Source organism: Paenibacillus sp. BAC0078 (genome assembly GCF_054483875.1).
In genome coordinates this window covers 186944-203954 of the sequence record NZ_JBTLRW010000005.1, presented here as the reverse complement: position 1 = coordinate 203954, position 17011 = coordinate 186944, and the positions used below count along the sequence as shown (strand labels likewise).

The 17011-nt window shown below is 53.1% G+C and carries 11 protein-coding genes and 1 riboswitch; of the genes, 9 read left to right on the top strand and 2 right to left on the bottom strand.

Annotated features, from left to right (window positions below):
• The first annotated feature begins 5 nt into the window (after positions 1-5).
• The 7 genes from ACX1DY_RS12210 to ACX1DY_RS12180 all read left to right on the top strand — a co-directional run bounded on the left by ACX1DY_RS12210 (position 6) and on the right by ACX1DY_RS12180 (position 7054).
• Positions 6-956: a D-alanine--D-alanine ligase gene (locus tag ACX1DY_RS12210; RefSeq protein WP_458964467.1), complete on the top strand. Its 951-nt coding sequence runs from the start codon at positions 6-8 to the stop codon at positions 954-956.
• Positions 949-2154: an aminotransferase class I/II-fold pyridoxal phosphate-dependent enzyme gene (locus ACX1DY_RS12205; protein ID WP_458964466.1), complete on the top strand. Its 1206-nt coding sequence runs from the start codon at positions 949-951 to the stop codon at positions 2152-2154. The genes ACX1DY_RS12210 and ACX1DY_RS12205 overlap by 8 nt, the downstream gene beginning before the upstream one ends.
• 175 nt (positions 2155-2329) lie before the next feature.
• Positions 2330-3391 carry a nicotinate-nucleotide--dimethylbenzimidazole phosphoribosyltransferase gene (gene cobT / locus ACX1DY_RS12200; RefSeq protein ID WP_458964465.1) on the top strand — a complete coding sequence of 354 codons (1062 nt, stop codon included), beginning with the start codon at positions 2330-2332 and terminating at the stop codon, positions 3389-3391.
• A complete protein-coding gene (gene cobU, locus ACX1DY_RS12195) occupies positions 3388-3936 on the top strand; it encodes a bifunctional adenosylcobinamide kinase/adenosylcobinamide-phosphate guanylyltransferase (protein WP_458964464.1) in 549 nt (182 codons plus the stop codon). The genes cobT and cobU overlap by 4 nt, the downstream gene beginning before the upstream one ends.
• Positions 3933-4739 carry an adenosylcobinamide-GDP ribazoletransferase gene (cobS, locus tag ACX1DY_RS12190; protein ID WP_458964463.1) on the top strand — a complete coding sequence of 269 codons (807 nt, stop codon included), beginning with the start codon at positions 3933-3935 and terminating at the stop codon, positions 4737-4739. The genes cobU and cobS overlap by 4 nt, the downstream gene beginning before the upstream one ends.
• 390 nt (positions 4740-5129) lie before the next feature.
• Positions 5130-6725, top strand: a complete 1596-nt coding sequence (locus ACX1DY_RS12185) for a cobyric acid synthase (protein WP_458964462.1) — start codon at positions 5130-5132, stop codon at positions 6723-6725.
• Between the two features lie 2 nt (positions 6726-6727).
• Positions 6728-7054, top strand: a complete 327-nt coding sequence (locus ACX1DY_RS12180) for a YnfA family protein (protein WP_458964461.1) — start codon at positions 6728-6730, stop codon at positions 7052-7054.
• Between the two features lie 163 nt (positions 7055-7217).
• Here the strand turns inward: ACX1DY_RS12180 and ACX1DY_RS12175 are convergent, their stop codons facing one another.
• The gene (locus ACX1DY_RS12175; protein WP_458964460.1) at positions 7218-8906 is read right to left on the bottom strand and encodes a methyl-accepting chemotaxis protein; all 1689 of its coding nucleotides are present in this window, start codon (positions 8904-8906) and stop codon (positions 7218-7220) included.
• 329 nt (positions 8907-9235) lie between these two features.
• A riboswitch (PreQ1 riboswitch) is annotated at positions 9236-9281 on the top strand.
• Positions 9282-9291: 10 nt separating this feature from the next.
• On the opposite strand from ACX1DY_RS12175, the gene ACX1DY_RS12170 reads away from it, so the two are divergent.
• On the top strand, positions 9292-10023 hold the full coding sequence (locus tag ACX1DY_RS12170; RefSeq protein ID WP_458964459.1) for a queuosine precursor transporter: 732 nt from the start codon (positions 9292-9294) through the stop codon (positions 10021-10023).
• A 120-nt stretch (positions 10024-10143) separates the two neighbouring features.
• Here the strand turns inward: ACX1DY_RS12170 and ACX1DY_RS12165 are convergent, their stop codons facing one another.
• Complete coding sequence (locus ACX1DY_RS12165; protein ID WP_458964458.1) at positions 10144-11238, bottom strand: M24 family metallopeptidase; 1095 nt, start codon at positions 11236-11238, stop codon at positions 10144-10146.
• A gap of 395 nt (positions 11239-11633) precedes the next feature.
• Here ACX1DY_RS12165 and ACX1DY_RS12160 point away from each other — a divergent pair, with 395 nt between their 5' ends.
• Positions 11634-16877 (top strand): S-layer homology domain-containing protein, encoded by a 5244-nt coding sequence (locus tag ACX1DY_RS12160; RefSeq protein WP_458964457.1) that lies wholly within the window; start codon positions 11634-11636, stop codon positions 16875-16877.
• The last annotated feature ends 134 nt before the right edge of the window (positions 16878-17011 follow it).

The window sequence follows — 17011 nt, the reverse complement described above, 5'->3', positions numbered from 1 at the left end:
TGAGGATGATAAAAGTAGGCGTAATTATGGGTGGAGTATCCTCTGAATATGAGGTGTCGCTGAATACGGGCAGAGAAATGCTGAAGCACCTGGACCGCAGCAAATATGAGGGTGTGCCGGTGGTCATCCATTCAAGGGAAGAGCTGATTGAGGGTGTAAAAGGCCTGGATTTCGCGCTGCTGGCCCTCCACGGCGCCTATGGTGAGGACGGAACGGTGCAGGGAACGCTGGAAACGCTGGGCATTCCTTATTCCGGAAGCGGTGTGCTCGCAAGCAGCCTGTGCATGGATAAACATCTGACCAAAACCGTTCTCGCCAGCAAAGGCATTCACACCCCGGCCTGGCTGTGTCTGGACCGCATGGAGGATTTATCGCTGGAAGCAGTGGAGCGTCTCGGGTATCCGGTGATGGTCAAACCGAATTCGGGCGGCTCCAGCATTGGGATGACCAAGGTGAACAGCAGCGCGGAGCTGCGGAGTGCGGTGGAGAAGGCTTTTGCCGTTGACCGCTCGGTGCTGATTGAAGGCTATACCGTTGGCGAGGAAATTACCTGCCCGATTCTCGGGGGAAAGCTGCTGCCCATCATTGGCATCCGTTCGCTGGGGGCCGACTGGTTCGATTACAGCGCCAAATATGAGCTGGGCGGAGCGGAGGAACGGGTAATCCGGCTGCCTGCAGAGCTTGAAGAACGGGTGAGCGCGGCGGCGCTGGCCTGCTACCAGGCGCTGAGATGCACGGTGTACGCGCGGGTGGATATGCTGGTTAAGGACGGCGTTCCTTATGTGCTGGAAGTGAACACATTGCCGGGAATGACAGAAACGAGCCTGCTGCCGAGAAGCGCGCTTGCGGCCGGATATACCTTCAGCGGGCTGCTGGATGAAATTATCTCCGGCTCGCTTGCGGAACGGCGGGGGACGGTGGAACAAGAAAAGCAAGGAGTGATCAGTTATGGATAAACAGCATACATCCCTGATGATGAACAGGAGCTCTCTGCCAAGGGAGCAGATTGCTCCGCGTGTACGGGAGATTGCGCCTTCGGGCATCCGCGCTTTTTTTGATCTTACTGCCGGTAACAACGACATTATATCGCTTGGTGTAGGCGAGCCGGATTTCACCACGCCCGAGCATGTGAGGGCAGCTTGTGTCCGCGCCTTGAACCGGGGGGAGACGATGTACACCCCCAATGCCGGACTGCCGGAGCTGCGGGAGGAGATTGCCCGCTACCAGCAGATGAGCTTCGGACTATCGTATGATCCCATGAATGAGGTGATGGTAACAGTGGGCAGCAGTGAAGCGCTGGATCTTGCGCTGCGCGCATTCACCGCTCCGGGGGATGAAATTATCATCCCGGCTCCAAGCTACATTGCCTATTCTCCTATCGCCTATATCAACGGAGGAACGCTGGTGGAGGTCGAAGCAAGCGCGGAGCAGGGCTTCAAGCTGACCGCCGAAGCGCTGCGCAAAGCGATCACCCCGCGCTCCAAGCTGCTGATGGTGAACTTCCCGAATAATCCTACGGGGGCTGTAATGTCATACGAGGACTGGCTTCCAATTGCCGAAATTGTAAAAGATAACAATCTGATTGTGCTGTCAGATGAAATCTATGCCGAGCTGACCTATGACAGCAGGCATGTCAGCATCGCCTCGCTGCCCGGAATGAAGGAGCGGACGATTGTGATCAGCGGCTTCTCCAAAGCCTTCGCCATGACCGGCTGGCGGGTCGGCTATGCCTGTGGTAACCATGAATTGCTGGCCGCGATGCTGAAAATTCATCAGTATACCGCCATGTGCGCACCTGTGCTGGGCCAGATTGCCGCGATCGAATCGCTGCGTCATGCGCTGCCGGACAAGGACAGCATGAAGGAATGCTTCAGACAGCGCCGTTCGCTGTTCGTTGAAGGGCTCAGATCCATCGGGCTGCATTGCCATGAGCCGCAGGGGGCGTTTTACGCCTTTCCTTCCATCGGGCATACCGGAATGAATTCGGAGGAATTTGCTCTTCGCCTTCTGCGGGAAGCAGGGGTTGCCGCTGTGCCGGGCCATGTGTTCGGAACAGGCGGCGAAGGCCATATCCGCTGTTCCTACGCGGCTTCCACGGCGAAGCTGACAGAGGCGCTGGAGCGGATGGAAAGCTTCATGAAGGTAAAAATGTAATTGTAAGATCATTCTCAATCCCCTATAATCCTTAAGGAAGAAATAGGGGGATGTGACGAAATAGCTGGCGCAGCCGCAGCGGAGGGCCCTCTTCTTCAGAGAAGGGGGCCCTCCGCTGTATTATCGCTGTAGCTTTATTTGTGAAGAACAGTAAGAACAAACAGGAGGTTATATTATGATTTCAGCTATAAAAGAAATAACAGGGCGGATTACTCCGCCGGATGAACAGGCCGCAGCGCGGGCCGTGCTCCGCCTGAACAGTCTGACCAAGCCGCCGGGAAGCCTCGGACGGCTGGAAGCGCTGGCCATACGGCTTGCCGGCATCTCGGGGAGCGAGAAGCCCAGCTATGGGAAGCGCACCGTTGTTGTAATGGCTGCCGATCACGGCGTCTGCTGCGAGGGGGTCAGTGCCTTTCCGCAGGAGGTTACGGTGCAGATGGCTTACAATTTCCTGAGCGGCGGAGCGGCGGTCAACGTGCTGGCCCGCCAAGGCGGGGCAAGCGTGCAGTTCGTGGATATCGGCATCAATGCTGAGCTTGAGCACCCGGATTTGATCAACCGCAAGGTGCGGCGCGGGACGGATAATATGGCAGTAGGTCCGGCAATGAGCAGGGAAGAGGCTGTTCAGGCGATCCTGGTCGGGGTGGATGTAGCCCGGGAAGCGGTGAAGAACGGGACGGAGATTTTTATCACCGGTGAAATGGGAATAGGCAATACTACGGCGAGCGCGGCGGTTCTGTGCGCACTGGAGGGCATCTCGCCGGAGGCTGCTGTCGGAAGCGGAACCGGAATCAACAATGAACGGCTGCGGCACAAAATTGAAGTCGTGGAGCGCACGCTGCGGGTGAACACTCCCGATCCGGCAGATCCGATTGATGTGCTGTCCAAGGTGGGAGGCCTGGAAATCGCCGGACTGGCGGGGCTGATTCTTGGAGCGGCTGAGGCCCGGGTTCCCGTCATTCTCGACGGCTTCATCTCCGGTGCGGCTGCGCTGCTGGCGAAGGCGCTTGCGCCGGAATCGGTGAATTATATGATCGCCTCCCATGTGTCGGATGAGCAGGGCCACAAGCTGATGCTGGACAAGCTTGGACTGGAGGCGCTGCTTGATCTTGGACTGCGGCTGGGCGAGGGTACGGGGGGCGCGCTTTGTCTCCATCTGATTGAAGCGGTCAGCCGCGTCATGACAGAAATGGCGACCTTCGAAAGTGCCGGAGTCTCCGGGGCTGAGGGGAAATGAGCATCCTTGTAACGGGGGGCGCACGCAGTGGAAAAAGCGGCTTCGCCGAGCGGCTGATCCTTTCCCTAGCGGATCAGGCGGTGTATGTGGCTACCGGACAAGCCTTCGATGAAGAGATGAAGGCGCGGATTGCCCTGCACCGCAAGCTTCGCGAAGAGGGCGGCGGTGCTTGGGAGACGCTGGAGGAGCCGTATGATCTGCCTGCGCTGCTGGACCGGCTCTCCGGGGGCAAGGCCGTGCTTGTGGATTGCCTGACGCTGTGGCTCTCCAATGTGCTGCTGGCTGTGGAGGATCAGAAGGACAGACAGGAACGGGTGGAGCGGGAAATTGCCCGCCTGGAGCAGAGTGTATCGTCCTTTCAGGGTACGCTGGTGCTGGTGACGAACGAGGTGGGCGACGGCATTGTGCCGGAATATGCGCTTGGCCGGCTGTACCGGGATTTGGCCGGCCGGATGAATGCGCTGCTGGCCCGGATTAGCGGGCAGGTCTTTCTGGTTACCGCCGGCATCCCGATTGAGCTGAAAAGCAGGGAGTACCTGTTATGAGCGTGCGGGGAGATGCTGCCGCCGCCTTTCAGTTTCTATCGCGGTTCCCGGTCAAGGGAGACGCGGATTTCTCGCCTGAGCTGCTGCAGCGCAGCGTGGTGTATTACCCGCTCGTTGGCGCAGCCATCGGGCTGAGCGCAGCGCTTGGCGCAGGTATGGCAGCCTGGCTGCTGCCGGCCTGGCCTGCTGCCGTGATCACGCTCATCCTGTGGGTGGGGCTGACCGGTGGCCTGCATCTCGACGGCTGGATGGACAGCGCCGACGCGCTGCTCAGCTACCGCACGCGCGAGCGGATGCTGGAGATCATGAAGGACAGCCGCGTAGGGGCCATGGGAGTGCTGGCCTGCGTGCTGCTCCTGCTGCTGAAGGCCTCGCTGCTGGCGGCATTTATCGAAGGCGGCTCCTATGCGGAGCTGCCGCTGCTTCTGCTGCCGCCGGTCTGGAGCCGCTGGTACATGGTGCGGGCCATGGCCCGCTTCCCGCTCGCCCGCGGCAATGAAGGGCTGGCCGCCAGCTTCGGCGGGCTGCCTGCCCGGCAGGAGCGGCGCACGCTGCTGCTGGCGGCGCTGCTCACGCTGGCCGCGGCCGCCGCGCCGCTGGCGCTTGGCGCGGGAAGCGCCTGGCCGCTGCTGCTGGCTGCGGCCATCCTGGCGCCGGTCGCCGCGCTGGCCTGCGGCACGCTTGCGGCGCGGCGGATCAGCAGCCGGCTCGGCGGGCTCACCGGCGATGTGTACGGCGCGCTGAACGAGCTGCTGGAGGCGCTGCTCCTGCTTTTGCTGGTGCTGCTTCAGCATAATCTCTAGCGCGCCGGAGCGTGCCACCCCGGAGCCGGATGAACCCCGGCTCCTCCAAATAACAACTGCTTCGCCAATACCCCGGCAGCAGGAAGAAAGCAGGGCAATCGCTTACGAAATGAACCGCGAAATTGAATGAAGTGGAAAAAGGAAACCTAATTTGCGAATTTCACCGATTTTTTGGTGAATAGGTGGAAAAAGTAGACTTGATTCTCTCCATTTCCCCCCATTCAGTGATTTTAGAAGGAAATAAGTGGATTTTTTCCCACTACCATCCCGGGGGAGTTCGCTCAGCGGGATGAAGTGGAGAAATTCCACCTCAGTTACCTGGTAGATAGGCAATCGCTTACGAAATCATTGATTCCGATTGCCTTGAGGAAGAAAGCGAGGAGGCTTGACATGAAAGAACAAGCCGCAACAAGAGAGTCTGCGCCAGTCCTGATGATTCAGGGAACGGCCTCGGATGTCGGCAAGAGCCTGGTGACCGCAGCAATTGGGCGGATTATGACCCGGGACGGCTATCGCACGGCCCCCTTCAAGTCGCAGAACATGGCGCTGAATTCCTATGTCACCGAGGACGGCAAGGAGATTGGCCGCGCCCAGGGCATGCAGGCTGAAGCATTTGGCATTACTGCCACCACGGACATGAATCCGATACTGCTGAAGCCCTCGGGCGAGATGAGTGCGCAAATCGTGGTCCACGGCGTGCCGCACATGGCGCTTAGCGCGCGGGAATACCGGGAGAAATTCCTCCCGGAAGCCAAAGAGACGGTGATGGAAGCGCTCGGGCGGCTGCGGGAGACTTATGATGCCGTGCTGATGGAGGGGGCAGGCAGTCCGGCTGAGATCAATCTTAAGGCCCGGGATATCGTCAATATGAATCTGGCGGGCTGGGCGGACGCACCGGTGCTGCTGGTCGCCGATATTGACAGAGGCGGTGTGTTTGCTTTCCTGGTGGGTACACTGGAGCTGCTGGAGCCGCATGAGCGGGCTAGGGTCAAAGGCTTTATTATCAATAAATTCCGTGGCGACCTGTCGCTGCTGCAGCCCGGACTGGACTGGCTGGAGCAACGCACAGGCATACCAGTGCTTGGGGTTCTGCCTTTTCTGCCACGCTTGCGGATTGAAGCCGAGGATTCCGTAGTTCTGGAAGGAACCTCGGGGCGGCTGCGCGCAGAGCACGGCAAAGAACTGGATATCGCGGTTATCCGCTATCCGAGAATTTCCAACTTCACCGACTTTGATCCGCTGGCGGACGAGCCGGACACTGCTGTCCGTTATGTGACCACATCTGACGAGTTGGGCACACCGGACGCCATCATTCTGCCGGGGACCAAAAATACGGCGGCTGATCTGGATTACCTGAGGGAGCAGGGCTTCCCTGAGGTGATTGCCGCCGCGCTGGAACAGGGAACTATGCAGCTCGCCGGAATCTGCGGCGGATACCAGATGCTGGGCCGGAAGCTGCTTGATCCGTTCGCCGTAGAAAGCGCTGAACCTGGCGAGAAAGAGGGGCTTGGGTATTTGCCGCTGTCCACATCTTTTCTGCAGGAGAAAACCACGGTGCGTGCCAGCGGCAAGCTGGCTCAGGAGCATCCGCTGCAATTGGCGGAACCGGCTGCCGGAGAGGCGGCAGGAATCTCTGTTGACGGGTACGAGATCCATATGGGAACGACCACAAACCATAATTCCACACCCGTTAGAAGCCTCTTTATGCTGCACGGACCGGAGGGGGAAATGATGCCCGAAGGCTGGGGAACGCCGGATGGACGGATCTGGGGAACTTATCTGCACGGATTGTTCCATAATGATGAACTGCGCAGAGCCTGGCTTGACGGCCTGAGGGTATCCAAAGGACTTGCGCCCCTCACAAACACCTTCTCGTCAGAAGCCCTTCGTGAACAGGAGTTTGACCGGCTGGCGGATGCGGTGAGTGCGAACCTTGACATGAAAGCCATTTATGGGATCATGGGGTTAACGCGAAAAGGGGGCTGAGCATGGTCATAGCAATTCTGCTGTTCATTGTTGCCGGTCTGGCCGAAATCGGCGGCGGCTATCTGGTCTGGCTGTGGCTGCGGGAATCGCGGCCGCTCTGGTACGGGGTGGTAGGAGCCCTGATTCTGGTTGCCTATGGCATCATTCCCACGCTGCAGAAATTTCCTTCCTTTGGCAGAGTGTATGCCGCCTATGGCGGTGTATTCATTGTGCTGGCTGTGCTGTGGGGCTGGCTTGTGGATAAAAAAACGCCGGATCTCTACGACTGGCTTGGGGCCGGCATTTGTGTAATCGGCGTGTCGGTTATTCTGTGGGCGCCAAGACACTGAGCAGCAGCGGCAGATCCCTTTGACTCCGCTGCTGCTGCAGTTTTCCGCCGAAATCGTCCTCAGGGTGCTGCGCGGCGGCTTGACTGGTGCAACTACAAAAAACGGGTGCCGTCCTTCATCAGGAACGGCACCCGTTTTTGTATAAGGAGCTTATTCGCGCCGGTTAAATCTTGAACTGCTGCACAGCCTTCTGCAGCTTCACAGCCTGCTCATACAGATGCTCTACAGTCTGTGCATGGACTTCCAGTTCCTGACGCTGGCGTGAGGAGTTGCCGGTAAGTGTATCTGCATTCTCCTGCGACTTCGCAGTAATCTGGGCGGTTTCTTCCACAGAGGCGCTGACCTCTTCGGTTCCGGCCGAGATTTGCTGTGTAGCAGCAGATACGGACTGAACGCTGTGGTTGATGCTCTGAATAAGAACAAGCAAATGACTGAAGGCATTTCCGGCTTCCGCCGCTTTATCGACTCCCGAAGCAACCTCCGAGTTAACGTGGTTCATCTCCTCAACCGAGCGGTTCATGTCCTCCTGCAGGCTGAGCAGGAATTCACGGATCTGTTCATTGGATTCCTTGGACTGCTCGGACAGCTTGCGGACCTCTCCGGCAACTACAGCGAAGCCGCGGCCATGCTCGCCGGCGCGCGCCGCTTCGATGGAGGCGTTAAGCGAGAGCATTTGAATCTGCTTCGTAATTTCGGTGATTCCCTGAACAACCTCACCGATTTGCAGGGAGCGTTCATTCATGATGCGGAACTGCTCCACTGACTTCATTGAAGCCTGCTGAACCTGGCGCATTTGATCTACAGCGCTTTGCGCGATGTCATTGCCGCCGGTGGCTTCTTGGGAGGCTTCACTGATCTGCTCGGTAACCTCTCCCGCCGCCGAAGCGATGTGCTGGATGCCGATGTTGATCTCGTCCATCGCCCGGGAATTATCCTTCGCACTGCTCGCGATGGCGGAGCTGCCTTTGCCGATTTCCACAACGGATAAGGTGGACTGCTCGGCCATCTCGTTCAGAATATCGGTACGTTCCTTCAAATCATTAGAATCTGCAACCACGACAATGGAGGTATCCAGAACATGGCTGATCATTTCCTTAAGCCGCTGGCTCATGGTCCGGAAGCTCTCAGCGAGCTGTCCGACTTCGTCGCTACCCTTGATCTCAAGCTGCTGGGTGAAATCGCCTTCGGCCAGCTTGTTGCTGTAAGCTGCGAGCTGTGTAAGCGGACGAGTGATTCGGCGGCTCATCAAAAAGGCGGAGCTCAAGCCAACTACCAGCACGAGCAAAGTGATTCCGGTACTGGTCCAGAGAATGCTTTGCATTTTATCTTCGACAAAACCGACATCCGAACTAACTCCGATGACCATCGTTGAACCGGGAACTCCAACATACGCGGTCTTATGTACGCCATGACTGTCTTTATAAATTTCGCTCAAACCGGCCCTGCCCTTGGAGGCTTGCACCATGGCGGACTGTACTTCAATGCTCTCATCGGCCTTGAGCTGCGCTCCTTGATCTGCGGCAAGCACGGTAGCTTTGTCTTCCTTCAGATTAATGAGGAAGATTGTCTCCACATCATGCTGTTTTCTTTTATCCTGAAAATAGGATTCGAGCGTTGTTCTTGACTGTTCGTTTTTGCCCAGAGTCTGCTGTGCACGCGTCGCATTCATATTTTTATAGGTATCCTGGGCTGCGGCGGTCAGAATCTTGTTGATCTGCGGCATTACGTAGCTGTTGATCGTATTGATGGATATGAAATAAAAGCTGACACTCAGTAAAGCAGACGACAGTAGCAGAACGACGAACAGCAAAAGCGTAAATTTACGGCTGATTGATTTCTTGAATTGAACCATATCATTCTCTCCTTTATCATTGAATGCATCCTCCCATGCCAGTGCTTATATGCCAGGCAAGCAGCAATATACTCCAAAGGTGTAGGTCATATATCAAGCTATTGTTCCGGGAATGTGACTGATAACTATTCTATAGAATTAACCCCCGGTTGAATAGTGAAAATTTAATTAATAGCTCAGAATTTTCAGAAAAAAATGAATAATTGACGAATACTTTACCTGTTTTGCGAAAAAAAAAGATCATGTCAGATATCCTTGAAAATTGAAATTTTCATAGCATGTTAGCTTCTCTTGTGGTAGAGTAGTAATGTTTTGGTCTAAACAGCCTGAACACCGCGGTTCGTAACCATCCCGCGTAAACAAAACTAGGGGGCTTGTGAAATACATGTTTAATTTGCTTTGGGGTATTTTATTTGTTGTGGTCAATTTTGGCTTCTATTTGCTCTGCTACCGGCTGTTCGGTAAAAAAGGGCTGTACGCCTGGGTAGGTGTTGCAACGGTTATCGCCAACATTCAGGTAGCCAAAACTATTGCCATGCCGTTTGATATCGTTATGACACTGGGCAATACGATGTACGTCACACTGTATATGACCAGCGATTTGCTGAATGAGAAATACGGGCGCGCGGAGGCGCGGAATGCAGTATGGTTTGGCTTTTTCACCCTGCTGATGACTACAGTGATCATGCAGATGGTGCTGAAGTTCGAGCCGCAGGAAACGGATATTGCCCAATCCTCGCTGCAGACCATTTTCGGTCTGATGCCACGGCTTGCGCTGGGCAGCCTTACCGCTTATTTTGTCAGCCAGTTCCTCGACGTACGCTTGTACTCATGGATTCGGGGCTATTATGGAAGTCCGCGCCAGATGTGGATTCGCTCCAATGGCAGCACGATGGTCAGCTCTTTTGTAGATACGCTGATTTTCTGCACCATTGCATTTGCCGGGACCTACGATTTGCGGGTATGGACGGAGATTCTGCTGACCACCTATATAGTAAAATTCCTCTTGACCGGGGCAGCAACGCCGATTCTGTACATTGCCCGCTCCTTCCGGTTTGCGGAGGATGAACAGAAGGTTCATCAAGCTTCGGATAATCACGGCGTTATGCCTATGTAAAATAACAGAAAAAGCAGCAGTCCGCCCCGACAGGGGAAGGATGCTGCTTTTTTTGTTGTACAGATATGCAGTGATAAAGGCAAAGGCAGCTTATGTAAACTGTCTGTTACTTAGCCGCGCCTATAAATGCAGCACCGTCAGCTCTTTCGGAAAGCTTGTCAGCGTCTGCGGGCCTTCAGCGGTAATAAATACGTCATCTTCGATACGCACTCCGCCGAGATTCGGCACATAAATTCCCGGCTCTATGGTAAATACATTGCCGTTCTCGATAATGTCCTCATTCAACCCGTGAAGAGAAGGATACTCATGCGTGTCCATGCCAAGGCCGTGTCCGACCCGGTGCATGAAATAAGCGCCGTAGCCGGCAGCTTCAATAACTTCCCGCGCTGCGCGGTCTACAGAGCCGAACGTTGCTCCCGCCCGGGAAGCGGCAATGCCGGCTTCATTGGCAGCAAGTACCGTATGGTAAATTTCAGCCAGCTTGGAGTCTGTTTCTTCTACGGCAAAGGTACGGGTAATGTCGGAGGCATAACCTGCGGCATATACGCCAAGATCGAACATCAGGAAATCTCCCGGCTGGATGATGCGGTCGCCCGGCACACCGTGCGGCAGGGCGGTCTTCGGACCGGAGAGCACCATTGTATCAAAAGAGGGGCCGGCGGCTCCGACCTTTTTCATCTGATATTCCAGTTCGGCGACCAGCTCGATTTCGCTTACCCCATCTTTGACATGCGTAAGCCCGCGGCGGAGAACCTCCTCCACCAGCTCGGCGGCATGCTTCATCCGGCTGACTTCTTCAGGTGTTTTCTTGGCGCGCATGGCCCGCAGTAGATGGCCGATATCATTGAAGCGGTCTGCAGGAACCGCCGCAGCCAGTTGCTCGTAGCGGCTCACGGAGAAATGCTCCTTCTCGATGCCAATCGTTCCGGGCTTTGTGCCGCCAAAACAAGCTTTAAGCAGCTCGTAAGGATTGTCCGTATCGCTGTGCGTCAGAATCTTCGTTACCTCTGAGGCGGCATGCGCCGCTTCAGCGTCCAGCGCCGGAACAATCAATACCGGTTCCTCGCTGCGAATCAGCAGCAGTCCCAGAAAACGCTCATGCGGATTACTGGCAAACCTGGTCAAATAATACACATGCTTCGGATCGGTAACGAGCAGCGCATCCAGGCCCCCGCCCGCCATTCCTTGCTCCAAGGTGGATAGAGCTTCATTCATTTCAGTAATTCCCCTTTCAGATTCACGTTACAAAGCAACGTTCTCATTATAGATCATAACCCTGCAGGGTGCACGTACAAGCAGGAGAAGTTGCTGGCTGCGTCCGGGCATCTGATTTTGCTGAATCTAACGTGCGTATAAATTAGAGAGAATCATACATTTATTTGCATATTCATGAAGTCCTACAACTTAAGTCCCGCCTTTATTTTGGGGATGCTGGCGAATTGTAACAAAATATCTTTTTTTACGATAAAATATGAGAATTTATAACAGGAATTGATTGACATCAACTAGGTCCTTGGGTAGGATTCCACTATGTCTATCTAATTTTGACAATTCTGCTGGGGGAAAAGTCATGGGTAGAATTATACTATCATGAGGAAAAGGAGACAGCTATGTATTCAAAAAGGTTGAGAAGTACAGTTTCGCTATTATTGGTTTTCATGTTGTCCTTTATGGGTGTGCTGGAGGTATCGGCGGCATCCTTGAAAGCGGGGGTGGTGTCCTCCGAGAAGACGCTGGACGGTAATCAAAAGATCTCCGTGAACAGTGTACTGGATGTTACCTATGGAGATTATAAGACACTTAATACGGTGAAGTTCTCACTTCTTAAGGATGGGAATGAGGTAGCCAGTCAGACGAAGTGGAAAAACCAGGTAGAACGTCTGTCTGCGACAGATTCAGTGTACTCGGTCTATTATTCCGGCATCGCTTTTGAGGGGCTGAAAGCAGGGGAGGAATACACTCTGCAGGCAGAGTATCAGGGGCAGTCAGGGAAGGTAGTTACAGATCCCCAGAGCATTAAAGTTCCTGCTTCAACTAAGATTCAAGTTGTCGTAGAACATATGGCAAAAGATTCGGATACATACGTGGAAGCCGCTGCGGGGGAAGTTCGCAGTGATGATAAGAGCATTAGAGTCTCGTTCTTAAGCAATGGGGTGCCGCTGGCAAACGAGAGAATTGAAGTACGGGCGTATGCTAAATATTATAATGGCTTTGTCACCAATGCATCGGGTCAGATCGAACTGGCTGGCAAAGCAGATTCCCCATTGGCTAACTCTGTCCTGATAATTTCTGTTAAGTCAGGAACGGATAACTATGAGGTCACGCCTTTGTATATCACCGACAAGCAGCAGGCAGGGACATATACAGCAGCTATCCGTTACCTTGATAAGGAAGGCAATCTGATACGCCAGAGCTATGATAACACTAGCTGGCCAAACGGCGTTGTTCAAAGATTGGGGGGTTCCGGACTAGATGTGCTGGTACTAAAAACAGCCGGAGTGTCGGGGGATTACAAAACACTTATTAAAGCCGTGAACAATGAAACGTATATGTTCCATACGAGCCAATCGGCGCTTTACTCCGCCGTAGACGGAAGTCATCTTGCTATTATCCAGAATGGCAGTGACTACAGCCGCTTGAACCTTCAGTACTCTTGGGATGGAGCACCTTTAGAGGTGAAATCCATTTCTATTACAACAAATAATCACTATAAACAGCACAGCAGCTCAAGTATCTTCCAGGATATAGCTGCAAATGTTATATACGTTAAGAAAGGCCTGGAATATGATATCGCAGCCGTTGCAGCCATTCCTGGGACTAGCGGCAGGGTTGTTTTGCATCATCAGGTAAAGCCGGATGAATCGGTTAGTAACATAGAATATGTAGCCAAGTCTGAGGATTTTAGTGCGCTGAAGCTCCAGGTGCCGGATCGCGGACAAGGTCAAGGGCAGGTAAAGGTATCTTATTTAAATAACAAATTGAACTACAACCAGGCTAGTGGATCTGTGCCGTCAGCAGATTCTATCTTGTACGTTCACAAAGGGGAAGAAATTCACCGTCTGACTGCGGCAACAACAGTCGGAAATGCAGGCAACAGCAACTATACGAATCAGGTTGTTCTGAAGTCCTTCTTCACCCCAACAGACAATGAGTATTCCCTTAAGGCTGGAAGCAGCTACAATTCGCAGATTATTCTGAAAGTGCTGGGCTCGAATTATTATGCTCAGGATGAAATCCGCAACCAGATCGTTCTGGGTGAGAATCTGGAAATGCGGGTGGTTATGTCTGACGAGAATCAGAATGCTCTTGATTTGAACGGCAACTACCGAATTCAGATTCTGGATGCAGACGGAGCCATTGTTGAAGAGAACTCGCTTTCTTGGACAACTGAAGAAAAGGATGGCCTCCTCAAACGCATTGACAAACGGGAATGGAAACCTGTGAAGTCAGGAGACTATAAAGTCCAGTTCGTCCCTTATGTCTATCAGAATGGCGGATATGTGAAGGGTGAGGTTCTTGCTGAAGCCCAGTTGCGGGTTTTACCGAAGCAAGAGCTGGAAGTGGAAATCCGTGATAAAGCAGGTAAGCTGGTTGACTTGGTGAACAAACCTTATCTAACAGTTGATCAGGCCGGAAAGATTACCTTCACCGTACGTGAACATACAACTGGGGCTGTAGGCAAAGCTCTGCCGGGCGTGAAAATTACACGCTATGGCAAAGAAGTGGGAGTGACCGATGCAGAGGGTCAATTCACGCTCCCGGCAAGCGAAAGCTCCTATCTCGGAGAGTTTTTCTTCGAAAAATCCGACTACCTGTCCAAAACAGTATCGGTAGCCGTTATAGATCCAAAATCGCAATCCGTAATACGGGTCCGGGGACTGGATAAGCCGGAAGGAGCATATGCCGGTGGAGTGCCGCTGGATTATGCCTACGTACAGGCTAGAATCAAGAAAAACGACGGAACTACCATTCATCAATCCCAGTTTATCAACATTGACGATCAGCAGGCTTTCCTTATTGTAGAAGCACCTTCGGTTGTCGGTGTAGACTTCATGCGCTATAACCGCAGCAATATGGGAGTTGAATCCAAATACGGATACTACATGTACGGTTCTGTGCAAACAGCGCCGGGCAAGGAATATTCACTGGTGCTTGATGCAAGAGATGCTCTCCAAGAGGTAAGTAAAGTCAATCTTACGGAGTATATGGAGGAATTATCCCTTATCCGTAAAGGCTTGTCCGGCGTGGATTATGTTCCTTACGTAATTGACAGTAACAAAAGTGACCAGAACTACTTTTATGCTACTGAGGGAACCTACAGCGTATTGGCCCATACGAACGGAGACACTTTTATTTATCGTGATAATGTAGTGATTACCGCAGGGGATAATACATGGATCTATAATGATTCGGCTAGCGATCTGGCTACTGTGGTTGCACCGGAATCAGGAAGCATCTACACTGTGGATTACATCACAGCAGCTCAATCGAAGCTTAGAGGTTATGCTTATGATGCCACACAGGTTCAGTTGACGCCTGGCGAAGTTATTGTGAATTTAGACCAGATGATCGGCAGCCTGGAATACCAATATAATATTCGCTTATCAGGAAATACGCTCAAAGCAGGAAAGTTCACCGAGTTGAGTCCCGGCGCAATTGCCGGACTGGACATCGTTGGACTCCAGAATGGAAAATTGGTCCGCAGCAGCTCCTATAACTGGCTGAAGGTTGGATTGGTTGATACAGCAGGCAATGCGATTGGCCAACTGTCCAAACCAAGAATCCTGGTTACCAGCTATGGTTCATCCAGCGGTCATACTACTATTAATCCGGAGGCCGGTTCCTACATCATTGAAGATGAAGCGGGAAACAAGCTATATGAAGGAAGCTCATTAAGCTATCCATTGAATGCCTCCGTAACGTTGAAGGACGGAAGTTATGTAATTAAAGCAAACATTACTATCAATGGACAGAGTTATAGCCTGAACAAAAAATTCGTACTGGAAACGAAAGAGGGCACAGTAGTAGATCCGGGAACCACTCCTCCAGGTGAAGATTTGGATAATGGCGGAAGCACACCTGGAAATGGAGCGAATCCCGGAAACGGAACAAATCCCGGCGGAAGCAATGGCGGCACAGGCGGCGGTACAGTTACAACTCCAACACCAACCCCGGCGCCGAATGCAAGCGTAAATGAACAGAACACTAAGCTTCAGGATTTGGTGAAGAATACAGCCGGAACACCGGCAGAACGGGCGGCCGTAGCTCAAAGCGCACTGAGCAGCATTGCTAATTCGCTCAAATCCGTAACAACGCCTCAAGAAGCTGAGAAGAACAGCAAGAGCCTGTCTCAAGCCTTGGACAGTGCTGCCCAATTGCTCGCAACCATTCAAGATCCGGCAGAGAAGCAGAAGATTGTCAGCTCCATCAATGAGCTTGTAGGCAGTGCTCCTTATGTGCTGAATCATCTGGACACAGGTGAGAAGGCTGTTGCCTTTGCACAGACGCTGATACAGAATGCAGCGGCAGTGTTGAACAACGCACAGGGTGTCGCTGCGGCGGATATCCAGCAAATCAAGAGTGGCGTGGTATCTTCCAGCCAGGCGGCTCTGAACAAAGCGGGCGAAGTAACAATCGCCAAGGAAAATGTGACTGTAGCGGGGAACTCCGTCTCATCGCAATTGACAGAAGATTTGGTCAGCAAACAGATTGAAGCCTCCAAGAAGGCTCTGGCTGCTGTATCAGAGGAGCTGACAGCCAAGCTCGGATCAGGTCTGGCCAGTGAACTCAAAGTTTCCTTGACTGTAGAGATTCCTCCGGTCGGTGAAGGTGTGAACAAGCTGAACACTTCACTTCCTTCGGAGATTCTGACAATGATCCAAAACAATGGTGTCGACGGACTCAAGCTCCAGATGGGTAAAACGGCATTTACCATTGAGCCGGACACGTTCGGCACTGTGGAAGCAGGACAGAAGATTACTCTTGCAGCGGAAGTTGTGGAGAACGCCGTGATCGGCAAGCCAAGCCAGGCGGAGCCGCTGGCTACCCTGCCGGTGATGGAATTCAGCGCAACGGTAGGAGATAAGGCAGTTAAAAGCTTCGAGAAGCCGATCAACGTGACCTTCGATGTCTCCGCAATTGATACATCGAAATACGCAGCAGCAAATCTTGAGAATCTCACAGTTTATGTGCTCAATGAGACAAACCTGACCTGGGAATCGGTTGGCGGCAAATATGATCCGGTTACCCAAACCGTGAGTGCGCCGCGAGGCCATTTCAGCCGTTATACCGTAATGCTCGGAACAGGTACTTTTACGGATGTAGCGCAGAACCATTGGGCTGTGAAGGAAATCAACTACTTGTTAACCAAGGGAATTGTAGACCAGACCGGGGAGTTTAATCCTTCGGACAAGGTAACCCGTGCTCAGTTTGCTGCATGGATTTCCAGAGCCTATGGTCTGGATGGCACGGGACTGACCCTGCCATTCAAAGATATCGCGGCTGGAAGCTCCGGCTACAATGAAATTGCCGCTGCTTATGCAGCAGGAATTATCACAGGCAAATCCGCTGCGGCTTTCGACCCTGAGGCTACAATTACCCGTCAGGAAATCGCCACGATGCTGGCACGCGCCCTTACGCTCTACAATGGAGCGAAGGCAGTTACTGATCCAGGGAATGTGAATGCAGCCTTCACCGATGGCGGTAAAATTGCCAAGTGGGCAGCAGCAGGCGTTGCTTTAACCAAGAGCACCAAGCTCTTCGGAGGTTTTGAGGACGGTACCTTCCGTCCGGCACAAACGGCAACCAAAGCAGAAGCAGCCGCTCTGATCTACAGACTATATCAACTGAAGTAGAAACTGTCTTATTAACCTTAAAAAGCTGGCCTGCCCGTGGATTATCATTCCCGGGCGGACCAGCCTTTTTGTGTCGTGATTGTAAGAAGCTTTTCTTAATCCCCTGATATGTTGTAACATAATCATATATTTTG

Bases quoted from the DNA above. Each gene is read 5' to 3' on its own strand.
- ACX1DY_RS12180 (WP_458964461.1), top strand. From the start codon at position 6,728: ATGGTCATAGCAATTCTGCTGTTCATTGTTGCCGGTCTGGCCGAAATC.
- ACX1DY_RS12165 (WP_458964458.1), bottom strand. From the start codon at position 11,238: ATGAATGAAGCTCTATCCACCTTGGAGCAAGGAATGGCGGGCGGGGGC.
- ACX1DY_RS12205 (WP_458964466.1), top strand. From the start codon at position 949: ATGGATAAACAGCATACATCCCTGATGATGAACAGGAGCTCTCTGCCA.
- ACX1DY_RS12170 (WP_458964459.1), top strand. From the start codon at position 9,292: ATGTTTAATTTGCTTTGGGGTATTTTATTTGTTGTGGTCAATTTTGGC.
- ACX1DY_RS12185 (WP_458964462.1), top strand. From the start codon at position 5,130: ATGAAAGAACAAGCCGCAACAAGAGAGTCTGCGCCAGTCCTGATGATT.
- cobT (WP_458964465.1), top strand. From the start codon at position 2,330: ATGATTTCAGCTATAAAAGAAATAACAGGGCGGATTACTCCGCCGGAT.
- ACX1DY_RS12175 (WP_458964460.1), bottom strand. From the start codon at position 8,906: ATGGTTCAATTCAAGAAATCAATCAGCCGTAAATTTACGCTTTTGCTG.
- ACX1DY_RS12210 (WP_458964467.1), top strand. From the start codon at position 6: ATGATAAAAGTAGGCGTAATTATGGGTGGAGTATCCTCTGAATATGAG.
- cobU (WP_458964464.1), top strand. From the start codon at position 3,388: ATGAGCATCCTTGTAACGGGGGGCGCACGCAGTGGAAAAAGCGGCTTC.
- cobS (WP_458964463.1), top strand. From the start codon at position 3,933: ATGAGCGTGCGGGGAGATGCTGCCGCCGCCTTTCAGTTTCTATCGCGG.
- ACX1DY_RS12160 (WP_458964457.1), top strand. From the start codon at position 11,634: ATGTATTCAAAAAGGTTGAGAAGTACAGTTTCGCTATTATTGGTTTTC.